Genomic DNA, 13325 nt, shown 5'->3' with positions numbered 1-13325 from the left:
CTTTCATACCGGGATCGGTCACGCCGGCCCGATCAACTCAATCCATTCGCCGGCCGCTCCGCGCCGGCAGGTGGCGGCCCCGCCACCCGGCAGCAGGGCCGGGTCATCGACCGCAAAACTCACCATCGCCATGCCGGGCGGCAGTTCACCTGCCGCACAGGGCCGGGGGCGTGTCACATCGGGATAGGCATCCAGCTCGATCAGGGTGCCGTGCGGCAGCTTGATCAGCCCGTGCGCATGCTCCGTCTCCGGGGCCAAGCCGTTGGCCCAGGAAATCACCTGGACGCGGGTGGATACGGGCGGGTCAATCTCGTTCCCGAAGCCGCCATAGGCCCGGAACATGGCCGGCAGATCGGCCCCGCCGGCCACGACGATGAAGACATGGCCGACAAAGGCCCTGGCTTGGGCCAGATCAAGGCCGCTACCGTCCCCCACCTGGGTGAAGTAAAGGCATTCCCCGGCCGGCCCCAGCACCTGCATGGCGCGGATCATGGGGAAGCGCTGCAGGCTTTTCGGCGGGCCGATGATGCGGAAGAACGGGCTGTTCTCCAGCATCGCGGCCAGCGCATCCACCTGCTGCACCACGATCTCGGTGGCGTTCCAGCCATGGGTAGTCAGGGCCTGCCAGCCTGCCGCCGCCTTGCTTTCCACAAAGCGCAGAAAGGCCGGGGTGCCACAGGCCGGCGCCAGCGTCAGATAAGGCCGGCCCGCCATGGCGGGGGCGGACCAGGAAGCTGCCACAGCGGCCGGTACCACCCCCTCCTCCACCACGCGGTAACCCAGCACATCGGAATAGGCGGTGCGGATGACCGACAGGTCGGGCAGGCAATGGGTGACGGCGCGGATGGTGCCCAGCGTGGGACGGACCGGCTCAACCATGATCACGTTCCCCCGCCCCGATCATGCGCTCCACCGCTTCCACGCCCTTGCGATAGGCCGGCAGGCCGAAGGACAGGATGATCAGCGCGGCACCGCCGACGGTTGCGGCCTCGATGGTCATGGCCCAGCCCAGCTTGGTCGGATCGCCGAACATGTCGGTCATCCAGCCCACGGGCGGCGGGCCGATCAATTGCCCGGAGATGGAGATCACCAGATAATAGATGGCCGTGGCCTGCGACTTGATCTGCCCCGGCGCCAGCAGGCTGAGCGAGGCGGGACCGGCCGCCGCCGCCATGGCCTGGCCCACGAAGGCGAAGAACAGGGCGGCAATGGCCAGTTCCGCCGTCGGCATCACCGGATAGGCTGCAAAGCCCGGCACGGCGACGAACAGCCCGCATAGCAGCGCGCGCATGGTCGCATCCTTGCGGCCCGCCTTGATCCAGCGATTGGTCAGCCACACGCCCAGGGCCGTACCGATGGGCCCGCCGGTCAGGAACATCACCCCGGTGGCAATGCCAACATCGCGGACATTCCAGCCGAAGCTGCGCTCAAACAGGCTGGCATTCCAGAAGGCCAGCGATCCCATGGTGACGACAGCCGCCGATCCGACGAACAGCACGCCAAAGGCCCGCCAGCGCCTGGCAATGAAACGCAGCGCCTGGGGAATGGAGGCTTTCTGCCCGTCCAGCCCGGATTCCGCATCCACCACCCGCTCCTGGCGCGGCGGCTCGGCAAAGGTGAACATCAGCCCGGCCAGCAGCAGGCCCGGCAGGCCGACGATCAGGAAACTCATCTGCCATGGCTTCAACTCGCCCAGAATTGGCAGCACCACGCCCGGCAGGCCGGCCACGGCATGGACCAAGGGCCCGCCCAGCAGGAAGGCGGCACCCGCCCCCAGGAAGGTGCCCGACATGAACATGGAGAGTGCGCGGGCCCGTTTCTCCCGCGGGAAACGATCGCTGATCAGGGAAACCGTGCAGGGCGCCAGCGCCGCCTCCCCCAACCCCACGCCCAGCCGTGTGGCGAACAGGGCCGGAAAGCCCTTGGCCAGACTGGCCAGTGCGGTCATGGAGCACCAGATGGTGATGCCGGCGGCCAGGATGCCGCGCCGGTTGAACCGGTCGGCCATCCAGCCCAACGGCAGGCCCATCAGCACATAGAACACGCCGAAAGCGGGTCCCAGCAACAGCCCGACCTGGAAATCCGTCAGGCCCAGATCGGCCTTGATCGGGCCGATCAACAGGCTGGGAAGGAAACGGTCAATATAGGATATGATCTGCGCTGCTGTGAGCAGGATTACCATATACCAGCCGGACCGGAGCGCGTTGCGTATCCGTTCCACCTGTCCTTGACCCGTCTCACCTGCGTTCAGGGCACTCGTCATGGGCGTGCTCCTTGTTTATACACCTAGCGTCCGGGAAATACCCGGCGATGACAAACGATATGATTTGACCTACAGTGTGAAGAATATTCACAATAGCAAGGAAGCGCCGATGCGCAGCCTTCCCTCGATCGAGACCTTGCGGGCCCTGGATCGCGCCGCAACCCATGGCAGTTACTCCGCCGCCGCCGACGAGCTGGGTCTGACCCATGGCGCCATCAGCCACCGTATCCGTGAATTGGAGGAAAGGCTGGGCATCACCCTGTTCCGGCGGGCCGGGCGCGGCATGGTGCCAACGCGGGAGGCCGTGACCCTGCTGGCGCATGTGCGTCAGGCGCTGGCCATCCTCGACCGGGCCTTTCCCAATCATCGCCGGACCGATGGTGATGAAAGGCTGGTCATCTCCATCCATCCGGCCCTGGCCACGCGCTGGCTGCTGCCCCGGCTGGGCAGCTTCACGCAGATCATGCCGGACGTCGCCGTGACCATCCGGTCGACGGCGGATCTGGAGGAGTTCCTGGTGCGCGGTGTCGATCTGGCCATCCGCTACGGTTCCGGCGACTGGCCCAATTGCGCCAGCCAGCGGCTGGGCGGAGAGATTTTCTATCCCGTCTGCACGCCCGATTATCGCGACCGTCTGGATATCCGCACGCCGGAGGATCTGCGCCGCTGCACCTTGCTGCGCCATGGCTGGCAAAGCTGGTCGCCCTGGCTGCGCGCGGCCGGACTGCGCCTGCCGGAGCCCACCGCCGGCCTGACCCTGTCGGACAGTTCCATGCTGGTGGAGGTCGCCAGCAGCGGCCAGGGCGTGGCGCTGGCCGGCAGCCTGATGGTGCAGGAGGAAATCAAGCGCGGGCGGCTGGTCCGGCTGTTCGACATCAAGGCGGAGGATCTCTACGGCTATTATCTGGTCTGGCAGACGGGCACGGTGCTGAGCACCAGCGCGCTCTCCTTCCGCGCCTGGGTCGCCGATTGCTTTGCCGAGACCATGGCAGAGATCACGGGCGAACCCGGCCCGACCCTGATCGGCGGAGCCGATGCCGGATGAAGAACCGGCGAAGCCGACCCCGGAAGAGGAACCGGCCGGGGCACACAAATTCCCCATTGCTGCGCCCCAGCAAATGCGATTAAATGATATAAAGTTATATCAATCATCATGCAAACGAGGCGAACAGATGCGGTTTGAGCCGACCATGGTGCGGGAGCAGAAGACGGCCCGCGAGCTGTTTGAACAGGTGAAGGCCAATCCTGCCCGCGCCAAATTCGGCTTCGGCAGCCGGGTCGCCATCGTGAATGTCGATTTCCAGCAGGCCTATACGCGACCCGACCTGTTTCCCAAGACCGCCTATGTCACCGACCCGGACCAGATCACCCATGTGAACCGGATCAGCGCCGTCGCCCGCCGGCTGGGCATGCCCGTCATCTGGACCCGCGTGATGTATAAGCCGGATGCCGGCGACGCCGGTGTCTGGGGCACCCGCACCAACACGCCCGACAGTCTGCAGAACATCAGGGCCGGCAGCGACCGCCATGCCTTCGACCCGCGCGTGGAGATCGATCCTGCCGTCGACTTTGTCTTTGACAAGCGCATGCCGTCGGCCTTTTTCGAGACACCGCTGCCCAGCTATCTGGTCTGGCACAAGGTGGATACGGTCATCGTCACGGGCGGCAGCACGTCGGGCTGTGTCCGCGCCACGGCGGTGGACAGCCTGTCCCATGGCTACCGCACCATCGTTGCGGAAGAATGCGTGGCCGACAAGCATGAGAGCTACCACTACGCCAACCTGACCGACCTTCTGCTGAAATATGCCGATGTCGTGACTGTGGCGGAGGTGGACGGCCATCTGGCGGCCCTGGCCGGTTGAGCGGAAGGACGGAAGTGATGCACAGCGATCCCAACCTCTATGATTTCTGGCCCTACCGTGACCGGCCCAGGATCACCTGGCCCGGCAACAAGAAAGTCGCCTTCTGGGTGGCGCCGAATATCGAATTCTACGAGATCGACCCGCCGACCAACCCCTCGCGCAAGCCCTGGGGCCGGCCGCATCCCGATATCGTGCCCTATTCGGCGCGCGACTGGGGCAACCGGGTCGGGCATTGGCGGCTGATGGAGGTGATGGACGAGTTCAAGGTGCGCGGCAGCATCAGCCTGTCCGTCGCCATGCTGGACCATCACCCGGAGATTATCCGCGCCTGCGTGGAGCGCGACTGGGAGTTTTTCAGCCACGGCATCTATAACACCCGCTATTCCTATAACATGACTGAGGCGCAGGAACGCGCCGTGCTGGAGGACAGCATCAAGTCCGTCATGGACGCGACCGGACAGCGTATCCGCGGATATCTGGCCCCGGCGCTGACCCATACCGAACGCACGCTCGGCCTCTTGGCCGAATATGGGTTCTGGTATAGCTGCGACCTGTTCCAGGATGACCAGCCGCAGCCGTTGAAGGTGAAGGGCGACAATCGCCTGATCTCCATGCCCTACAGCCTGGAGGTCAACGACGTCATCACCTATGGCGTCTATCACCAGAGCCCGCGCGCCTATGCCGACGCCCTGATGCGCCATTTCGACCAGTTGCTGGAAGAAGGGGCGGAGACGGGCACGGTGATGTGCATCCCGCTGCACGCCTATCTGGTCGGCCATCCGCACCGGATCGGCCCGTTCCGCGAGGCGCTGCGCTATATCACCAGCCATCGCGACGATGTCTGGGTGACGACAGCCAAGGACATCGCCGAGTTCTATCTGGCAAACCATTACGACCAGTCGCTGGCCGACATTGCCCGGCGCGGCAATGCACGGCCCGGCACCGGCTTCAATCCGCAAGGGGGCGCGTGATGAGCATCCTGCCCGACAGCTACCTCACCTATGCCAGGCGTCATGCCGGCCCGGACCATGGCCATTATCCGGCCTCACCCCTCATCGACCGCGTGCCCATCACCCTGCCGGGCGGGGCGAAGCTGGGCCTGTGGGTGGTGGTGCCGCTGGAATTCTTCCCGCTGAACCCGTCGGGACAGCCCTTCAAGGCGCCCGGCGCCATGCAGACGCCCTATCCCGACCTGCGCCACTACACGACCCGCGATTATGGCAACCGCGTCGGCGCCTATCGCCTGCTGACATTGTTCGGCAAGCTGGGCCTGCGCGCCACCTTCGCGGTGCAGGGCGCGGTGGCCGACCGCTATCCGGGGCTGGTCCGCGATATCCTGTCCGATGGGCACAATCTCTGCGCCCATGGCTGGGACACGGACAGCCTGCACCATTCCGGCCTGTCGGCCGCGGTGGAGGAGGACTATATCACCCGCACCCTGGACGCGATCCAGGCGGCGGGCGGCACCCGGCCCGATGGCTGGCTCAGCCCGGCACGGGCCGAGGGCTTTGCCACACCGGCCCGGCTGGCGGCCCAGGGCGTAAGCTGGTTCGCCGACTGGGCGCATGACGACCTGCCCACCCGGTTCCAGACGGAATCGGGGCAACTGGCCGCCCTGCCCTTGTCCAACGAGCTGGATGACTGGCAGATCCTGATCAATTACACCCGGCCCGAACATGAATGGGCCACGCAGGTGGCGGATGCGGCCGACTGGCTGCTGGATGAGGCGACGCGCTTCAACAGCCCGCGCCTGCTGACCTTGACGCTGCGGCCCTATGTCAGCGGCCTGCCCTATCGCGTCAAGGCGCTGGGCGACAGCCTGAAAGGCGTGCTGGACCGGGCCGGTGCGGTGGCGGTGACGCCGGCCGACCTGACCGGCGCCCTGTCGGCATGATCAACGGACGCTCCCGACCCTCACGCGGACCTTGTGCCACGGGCACAAGATGCGGATAAGTCGGGAGCCTTCCCTTCCCATGCCCCCTGGACCCCCCTTCATGGACCAAGACGTGCCCCCGGCAGGACTGACCCCGGATCAGTTGGACCCCAGCGCGCCAGTCCCGCTTTATCACCAGATTTATCTGGTACTGCGGGAAAAGATCCGCACGGGCGAGTTCCCGGCCCAGTCGGTGATCCCCGGCGAGCAGGAACTGGCGCGGCTGTTCGACGTGTCGCGCATCACGGTGAAGCGCGCGCTGAACGAACTGGCGGCCCATGATCTGGTCAGCCGGCATCGCGGGCGCGGCACGGTGGTGACCGCATCCGCCGCCCTGCCCCAGGTCCATGGCAGTTTCGACAATCTGATCGACAGCCTGAAGACCATGGGGCTGGAAACGCAGGTGCAGGTGCTGGAACTGGCCGACCTGCCGGCCCCGCCCGCCGTTGCCACCCTGCTGGATATCGAACCGGGCACGCCGGTGCAGCGGGCCGTGCGTCTGCGCAAATTGTCGGGCGAGCCGTTCAGCTATCTCATCCAGTATATGCCCGCCGACATCGCCGCCCGCATCAGCCGGCAGGAAATGGAAAGCGTCCCCACCCTGGTCCTGCTGGAACGGGTGGATGCCACCCCGCATGAGGCGGAGCAATGGATCACAGCGGTTGCCGCCGAACCCCATATTGCCGCCGCCCTGGACCTGGCCTCCGGCTCCCCCTTGCTACGGGTGGAACGGGTGATGCGGGACAAGGATGGCCGCGCGGTGCAACTGATCCACGCCCATTACCGGCCCGACCGCTTCAAATACCATATGCGTTCCACCCGCAAATCCGCCGGAAGCTGGCGCGCGGACGGGTGAGCCGCCTTCCAATCAAGGCATGACATGCCCGACCTCACAATATCCGGCCGTCCGCACATGAACATGAATTCTTCGGAGGGGCCGAAGAACCGCGCTCACATCAAACCTTTGGTGGCCGCCGCCAGAACGGCATAGCGCCCCACCTTGGCAACGCTGACGATTGCCAGGAAGACGGGGAACGGCTCCCGCAGAACACCGGCGGCAATGGTCAGTGGATCGCCGATGATCGGAACCCAGCTCAGCAACAGCGACCATCGGCCATAGCGGCGATACCAATGCTGCGCCCGTTCCAAGGCAGCTTCGCGGACCGGAAACCAGCGCCGATCCTTGAACCGCTCCACCCCGCGTCCCAACAGCCAGTTGACGGCGGCCCCCAGAATGTTGCCCAGGCTGGCCACCGTGACCAGCGCCCAGGGCGGATAGGCATCGGTTATCAGCAGCCCCACCAGGACAGCTTCCGATTGCGCAGGAAGGATGGTCGCGGCAACCAGCGCGCTGAAGAACAGGCCGGAATAAGCACCAAGGTCAGTCATTGTGCGGTCGCGCCGGCATGCGACCATTGTGGATGGTGGCTGTCAATGACAAAGGCATGCCGGTGCCCCCCCCTCACTTGATGGTGAAGGACAGGATGGAGCGGGCCTGGCTGGCCTTGTTGACCACCATCACGGCCACCTTGGCGCCGCCGGTCAGCTTCACACCAGGCGCATCGAAGCGGTTGCCAGCGGCGGGCGTCAGGTCCAGCTGCCGCTTTCCGGCCGCATCCATGATGGTCATGGTGGCGGTCAGGTCGGCGCTGGGCACCGGTTCATCCTCCTCGCTGACATAGATGCTGGCGGCATCGGTGCCGGCCACCAGCTCGATCAGCGTTTCACCTGTCATCTGTACGATGCCGCCATGCTTGGGCGTGGTGTCCCCATGCGCCAGGACGGCCAGCGGCGACAGGGCCAGGGCGGCGGCCAGCGCCAGCCGGATCATAGGATGCTTCATGATCGTCTCCGTTTCAGGAATGAAGGCAGGGGCGGAAGACCTTATTCCGGCGCGTGCGGCAGCACGAACGACAGGGTGGCCAGATATTCGATATGGTCCACCTGCTTGGGATTATCCGACGGCCCGACATAGGTTGCGGCCAGCACGTTCAGGCCCTGGTTGCGCACCGTGATGGTGGCCGCACCGTCCTTATCGGTCTTCACCGGTTCCTGATCGGGATCGTTGACGAAATCATGCTTCACCGCTGCATCCTTGACCGGCTTGCCCTTGTAGAGGACGCGGATCTTCAGCGGCTTGCCCATCTCAACCGGCAGGGTCTTGTCCACCGGCACGATCTGCAACATCTGCTCCGGCAGGACGGGGATGGGGGCATTGGGCGTGCCGGTCAGGTGGACGGCATATTTGATGGTGCGTTCGGCCAGAACGGCGCCGGGCACCGTATCGCGCCCGCCCTTCACCCACTTGCCATCCGGCGTGCGCGACCAGAGGCCGTTATCCATGATCGCGGCGAAGGCGACGGTCGGCGCCTCGCTGTCCACCACCACGATGGGGCCGGCGACGCGGAGCGTGGCGCCTACGGGTGCCCAGTCGGCATCATAACCATACGTCCCGGTGACCAGGCCCAGGCGCTTGACCATGTCCAGGTCGTCGGCGCCGACGCCATAGATCAGGGCCGTCTGCTTGGCCCGCTGTGCGAACCATATGCCATGGGCGTCGGCGGAGAAGGCGCCGGCAAAGCTGGCAAGGCCGACCGTCAGCGCGGCCGCGAGATAAGTGATTTTCATGTCCCGTCCTGTTCGTCTGAAGGTTACTGGTTGCTTTGATTATTATGCTTTGAGCGTAACCTCGACCTGCTCAGCCGCATGGTGTTTTCCAGCCCCGTGACGGAATCATCGCTTGTATGCAGTACCCAAACAGCAAGATGCGCCGCTCAGACCCTGACTCAATGCGGGCAACGACCGCGGCAATCAGGTCCCGGTATCGATTGACGGCGCGATACACCGCACGATGCAGCGCCTTGTCACGGTTCAGGCCGCCAGCGCTTCCGACCACGCGACGGCCCCCATCACCCTGCCATTATATTTACAACAGGGCGCTGGAAAACAGGCGGGGAGCTTCGTCGGACAGGGGCCGGCAATCAAATCAGGAATTATCAAGACCTCATCCCGCGACAGAATGATCTGCGCACAGGGTGCCACTCTACATTCATACCTCATTCCCCAAGGGAAAATGTTTGGAACAACCATCGCTATGCTGGATCATGTTTATCCGCCATGGCTGTCTCCGGCACCCAACAAATTCCGGATGTGGAACAACAGATGCTGGGAAATGACCGCTCCCACGGGCTTTGGGAAAAGACCGCCCCGGTGCCCGCCGCCTGCACGCCCCTGGAAGCGGATGCGCGGACGGATGTGGCGATCATCGGCGGCGGCTATACTGGCCTGTCGGCGGCGCTGCATCTGGCCGAAGCCGGGATCGCGGTGACTGTTCTGGAGGCGGTGGAGCCCGGCTTCGGCGGCGCGGGCCGCAATGTCGGGCTGGTCAATGCCGGCATGTGGGTCATGCCCGACCATCTGTGTGATGTGCTGGGGCCGGTACGGGGAGAACGACTGCTGACGCTGCTGGGCGATGGGCCGCGGGAGGTCTTTGCCCTGGTGGAACGGCTTGGCATCGCATGCGAGGTGGAGCGCAGCGGCACGCTGCATTGCGCCGTCGGGCGCGGCGGTCTGGCGGAGATCCAGCAGCGCCAGATGCAATGGGCCCGGCGCGGTGCCCCCGTCCGGCTGCTCGATGCAGCGGAGACACAGGCCCGGACGGGATCGTCCGCCTATGCCGGCGCCTTGCTGGATGCCCGCGCCGGCACGATCCAGCCACTGGCCTATGCCCGTGGCCTGGCCCGCGCCGCTTTGACCGCCGGTGCCCGGATCTTCACCTTCAGCCCGGTCAGGGACGCGCAGGCGCAAGGCGGACAATGGCGGCTGTCCACGGATGGCGGCACCTTGACGGCGGACCGGGTAATCGTAGCGACGGACGCCTATGCCAGCGGCCCCTGGTCACAGGTGCGGACCGAACAGGTCCACCTGCCCTATTTCAATGTCGCCACCCCACCGCTGTCGCCCGACATCCGCGAGACCATCCTGCCCGGCCGTGAAGGGGCCTGGGATACACGCGACGTGCTGAGTTCGTTTCGCATGGACCGGGCCGGGCGGATGGTGTTCGGCAGTGTCGGCGCGCTGCGCGGCACCGGTGCTGCCATCCATCGGGCCTGGGCCACCCGCGCCCTGCGCCGGCTGTTTCCCCAGATCGGCCCCGTCACATTTGAAACGGAATGGTACGGACAGATCGGCATGACCGACGACAACCTGCCGCGCTTCCACCGCTTCGCCGACAATGTGATCAGCTTCAGCGGCTATAATGGTCGGGGCATCGCACCCGGCACCCTGTTCGGCCGGCTGGCGGCATCGCTGATACTGGGCACCCTGGCTGACGCGGACTTGCCGCTGCCCGCATCGCCGGTCACCCGGGTGCGACTGGGCCGGGCCCGAGAGGCCTTCTATGAAGCCGGCGCCCAGATCGTGCATGCGACGTCCGCACGCTGGTGACGCAACCGTTCAGCTACCTGCCCGCGCCGCCGATGTCTCGGGCCAATATCCGTTCCCGGAACGCCGCCTGCGGGGGGATGACGCCATCCGCTGGCCCCGCATCCATTGTTCCCAGACATCGCGGCGGGTCAGCTGGAGCAGCGGCGGCTTGGGATGCGGTTGCGGGCCTGGATCATCAACGACACTGCCATGCCCAAGAAGGACAGCCACCCGTTGCGCGTTGCCCGCCAATACGGCAGTCGGATCGGCAAGCAGGATAAGTGTCAGGTCGCCGTCTGGCTGTCAGTGGCGCCGGCAAAGGCATTGCGGTCGATCTCTCCGGCCAGGGCCTGCGCGGCAGGAATGCCGGAATATTCAAGCTGGCGGCGCCGGCTATACTGCCCATGGACCAGCAGATCCGTCCGGGGACTGAGCTGGAAAGAAAGGGCGGGCTGCACGGATAGCCGCTCGCCGTCCAACTGGTCGATCCAGCTCTCATTGCGCTGGTATTCCGCAGCAATGCGCGCGGCGACCCTGTCGGCCAGCGGTACATTCAATTCACCATAGGGATTGACGGTGGAATAGCTGCCGGCGCGCAGCGCTGGGAAACCGCCCATCTCCTGTTTCGGCCGTTCGGTCTCGACATTGATCAGGCCTCCCAGCGGGGACCCCACACCACCGCCATAGAGGGTGGAGGATGGTCCCTTCACCACGTCAATGCGGGCCACACCGACCAGACTGGTCGGGTCATTGGCCGCCTGGGTCAAGCCATACATCGGCAGGCCATCCTGATAGATCTCGGCAGGAAAGCCGCGAACCAGCGGACGGACCGTAATCCCCTCCTCCGGCATGTTCGGCACCACGCCCGAAACATTGACCAGCGCATCGGTCAGGCTGCGGCGATCCTGCTCCTCAATCAACGAACGGGTCAGGACCTGGATTGATTGCGGCGTTTGGATGATGGCTGTGCGGCTGCGGGTACCGGCACTGGATTCCGGCGCCCCATAGGTCAGGCGCTCGCCGGTGACAATGATCTCGTCGACTGTCCAGCTCGGTGCTTCCTGGGCAAAGATCGGGTGCGCGGTGCTGGCCATAAGCCCAGCGCGATCAGCTTCTTCATTTTCTTGTCCTTCAAAGACCTCGCCCTTCGACATGCTGACGCGAAAGGCAAAACGGGGATTGATCCGCAATCCCTGACGGGTCCGGATTTTCAGCTCGGCAATGGTGTCAGCCCGTTCATGGGCGACAGCATATGGAAATGGCGTATGCTCTGGCGCCTATGGATCGATCGCTGCCCCCACGCGTTCGGGGGGCAGGCACCGACATCCGGCTACGCCAGGGATAAGGCGTTGTCCGGCGGGTCGCGCGATCGATGCCGAGACGGTTTAGAGTCTGTCAGGTTTAGATTGAAGCATATCCTGCATGACGGATGTAGGCAGCGCATTCGTCTGGCTTGAAGCTATCGAGCAAGGCTCCGATGCGGCGCCAAGTGGTTTCGATTGTTCTCTCGTCGGCTTTTCGGACGAGTGTCTTGAGCTTTGCGAACATCATCTCGATGGGGTTGAGGTCGGGACTGTATGGGGGCAGGAACAGGGGGGCTATGATGCGATCATGCCGCAGTCCAGCCAGGAAGGTGAGCGTCTTCCAGTGGCCATGGGGCACCTTGGCCAGGAGGACTCTACTTCACAGCGGACACATTTCCAGGGAGCACGTCACCGTTTATGCCCGAGCTGGCCCATTGACGAAATGACTATGATCCCTCATTTTCGGCCAATGACGAAAGCGATTGGCATCTTCCTGTATGAAGGCTTCCAACTTCTGGATGCGTCAGGGCCTATCACGGCGTTTGAACTTGCAGGGCTGATGGTGCCGAACACCTACCGCATTCAAGGGCTGTCGATTGCCGGGGGACGGATCGGAAGCTCATCGGGCCTTGTGGTCGATACGGTGGCCGCCAACCAGTTGAACATACCCGATACGATCATCGTCGTTGGCGGGCCGAGTGGGCCCGAAGCGGAGCAGTGCCCGGACAGTCTGTCCTATCTGCGACGATGTGCGGCGGAATCCCGGCGCCTGTGCAGTGTCTGCTCGGGATCAACTCTGCTTGCATCCGCAGGGCTGCTGGACGGACGACGGGTCACGACACACTGGCGGTTGGCGGAAGAGTTCCAGAAACGGCACCCAAATGTGCGGGTCGAGGCTGACCGCATCTATGTACGCGATGGCGATATCTGGACATCCGGCGGGGTCAGTGCCGGTATCGATCTGGCCCTGGCATTGATCACGGAGGATCTGGGGGAAAAGATCGCGCGGCAGGTGGCGCAGGAAATGGTCGTGTATTTCCGCCGGCCGGGCGGCCAGTCGCAATTCTCCGCCCTCGCCGAACTGGGTGGCGGCGAGAGCGTCTTTTCACCGCTGCTGGACTGGATGCGCGCGCATCTGTCGGAACCCTTGACCGTCGAGCATCTCGCCGGTCGTATAGGGATGAGTCCCCGTAATTTCTCCCGCGCCTTCGTGCGGGCTCTGGGGGTCAGCCCCGCCAAGGCCGTGGAGCGGCTGCGCTTGGAATCCGCCCGCGAACGGGTTGAAACCTCTCAGGAACCCATTGAGAAGATTGCGGTTTCCACGGGATTCAATGATCCGGAACGCATGCGCCGATCCTTCGTGCGTGCGTTCGGGCAGCCCCCGCAAGCCCTCAGGCGCACCTATACTGACCGACATTGACCAGGCAAGTTGGGTCCGGCCCAGCGATTCATATCAACAAAATGTCCGCCGTCAGCCCCTTTGGGACAGAAGTGGCTGATTGCGTAAGGGAGGATTTCTGGCTCATCGTAGTGACCGA

13 protein-coding genes and 2 pseudogenes are annotated in these 13325 nt (G+C 64.6%); 8 read left to right on the top strand and 7 right to left on the bottom strand.

The genetic code is table 11. The features are described from left to right. Nucleotides 1-18: 18 nt before the first annotated feature. A complete protein-coding gene (locus tag AC1Q7F_RS19910; protein WP_492510079.1) occupies nucleotides 19-879 on the bottom strand; it encodes a hypothetical protein in 861 nt (286 codons plus the stop codon). Then, nucleotides 872-2263, bottom strand: a complete 1392-nt coding sequence (locus AC1Q7F_RS19905; RefSeq protein WP_492510077.1) for an MFS transporter — start codon at nucleotides 2261-2263, stop codon at nucleotides 872-874. The genes AC1Q7F_RS19910 and AC1Q7F_RS19905 overlap by 8 nt, the downstream gene beginning before the upstream one ends. A gap of 109 nt (nucleotides 2264-2372) precedes the next feature. Between AC1Q7F_RS19905 and AC1Q7F_RS19900 the strand changes: the two genes are divergently transcribed. The 5 genes from AC1Q7F_RS19900 to AC1Q7F_RS19880 all read left to right on the top strand — a co-directional run bounded on the left by AC1Q7F_RS19900 (nucleotide 2373) and on the right by AC1Q7F_RS19880 (nucleotide 6914). Then, nucleotides 2373-3308 carry a LysR substrate-binding domain-containing protein gene (locus AC1Q7F_RS19900; RefSeq protein ID WP_492510075.1) on the top strand — a complete coding sequence of 312 codons (936 nt, stop codon included), beginning with the start codon at nucleotides 2373-2375 and terminating at the stop codon, nucleotides 3306-3308. A 127-nt stretch (nucleotides 3309-3435) separates the two neighbouring features. Then, nucleotides 3436-4125, top strand: a complete 690-nt coding sequence (locus AC1Q7F_RS19895) for an isochorismatase family protein (protein ID WP_492510073.1) — start codon at nucleotides 3436-3438, stop codon at nucleotides 4123-4125. Nucleotides 4126-4142: 17 nt separating this feature from the next. After that, a complete protein-coding gene (locus AC1Q7F_RS19890; RefSeq protein WP_492510071.1) occupies nucleotides 4143-5096 on the top strand; it encodes a polysaccharide deacetylase family protein in 954 nt (317 codons plus the stop codon). After that, complete coding sequence (locus AC1Q7F_RS19885; RefSeq protein WP_492510069.1) at nucleotides 5096-6019, top strand: polysaccharide deacetylase family protein; 924 nt, start codon at nucleotides 5096-5098, stop codon at nucleotides 6017-6019. The genes AC1Q7F_RS19890 and AC1Q7F_RS19885 overlap by 1 nt, the downstream gene beginning before the upstream one ends. Nucleotides 6020-6119: 100 nt before the next feature. Then, entirely contained in the window at nucleotides 6120-6914 is a 795-nt protein-coding gene (locus AC1Q7F_RS19880) for a GntR family transcriptional regulator (RefSeq protein ID WP_492510067.1), read from the top strand. A 95-nt stretch (nucleotides 6915-7009) separates the two neighbouring features. Here the strand turns inward: AC1Q7F_RS19880 and AC1Q7F_RS19875 are convergent, their stop codons facing one another. The 3 genes from AC1Q7F_RS19875 to AC1Q7F_RS19865 all read right to left on the bottom strand — a co-directional run bounded on the left by AC1Q7F_RS19875 (nucleotide 7010) and on the right by AC1Q7F_RS19865 (nucleotide 8686). Then, nucleotides 7010-7447: a YqaA family protein gene (locus AC1Q7F_RS19875; protein WP_492510065.1), complete on the bottom strand. Its 438-nt coding sequence runs from the start codon at nucleotides 7445-7447 to the stop codon at nucleotides 7010-7012. A 73-nt stretch (nucleotides 7448-7520) separates the two neighbouring features. Continuing rightward, nucleotides 7521-7901: a hypothetical protein gene (locus tag AC1Q7F_RS19870; protein WP_492510063.1), complete on the bottom strand. Its 381-nt coding sequence runs from the start codon at nucleotides 7899-7901 to the stop codon at nucleotides 7521-7523. 41 nt (nucleotides 7902-7942) lie between these two features. Beyond that, a complete protein-coding gene (locus AC1Q7F_RS19865; RefSeq protein ID WP_492510061.1) occupies nucleotides 7943-8686 on the bottom strand; it encodes a DUF4198 domain-containing protein in 744 nt (247 codons plus the stop codon). A gap of 534 nt (nucleotides 8687-9220) precedes the next feature. On the opposite strand from AC1Q7F_RS19865, the gene AC1Q7F_RS19860 reads away from it, so the two are divergent. Together AC1Q7F_RS19860 and AC1Q7F_RS19855 are read left to right on the top strand one after the other, a co-directional pair. Next, a complete protein-coding gene (locus AC1Q7F_RS19860) occupies nucleotides 9221-10504 on the top strand; it encodes an NAD(P)/FAD-dependent oxidoreductase (protein ID WP_492510059.1) in 1284 nt (427 codons plus the stop codon). A 159-nt stretch (nucleotides 10505-10663) separates the two neighbouring features. Next, nucleotides 10664-10795, top strand: a pseudogene (locus AC1Q7F_RS19855) (transposase); the annotation flags it as partial. Here AC1Q7F_RS19855 and AC1Q7F_RS19850 read toward each other — a convergent pair. Together AC1Q7F_RS19850 and AC1Q7F_RS19845 are read right to left on the bottom strand one after the other, a co-directional pair. Next, the gene (locus AC1Q7F_RS19850; RefSeq protein ID WP_492510057.1) at nucleotides 10768-11577 is read right to left on the bottom strand and encodes a TonB-dependent siderophore receptor; all 810 of its coding nucleotides are present in this window, start codon (nucleotides 11575-11577) and stop codon (nucleotides 10768-10770) included. The pseudogene AC1Q7F_RS19855 and the gene AC1Q7F_RS19850 overlap by 28 nt on opposite strands. 307 nt (nucleotides 11578-11884) lie before the next feature. Beyond that, nucleotides 11885-12142: pseudogene (locus tag AC1Q7F_RS19845) on the bottom strand (transposase); the annotation flags it as partial. On the opposite strand from AC1Q7F_RS19845, the gene AC1Q7F_RS19840 reads away from it, so the two are divergent. Further along, a complete protein-coding gene (locus AC1Q7F_RS19840; RefSeq protein ID WP_492510055.1) occupies nucleotides 12095-13207 on the top strand; it encodes a GlxA family transcriptional regulator in 1113 nt (370 codons plus the stop codon). The pseudogene AC1Q7F_RS19845 and the gene AC1Q7F_RS19840 overlap by 48 nt on opposite strands. Nucleotides 13208-13325 lie beyond the last annotated feature (118 nt).

The sequence above is a fragment of the Niveispirillum sp. GW835-FHT14G11 genome (genome assembly GCF_058793615.1).
The sequence above is the reverse complement of the archived record's forward strand: the minus strand, read 5'-3'. Positions and strand labels throughout refer to the sequence as shown.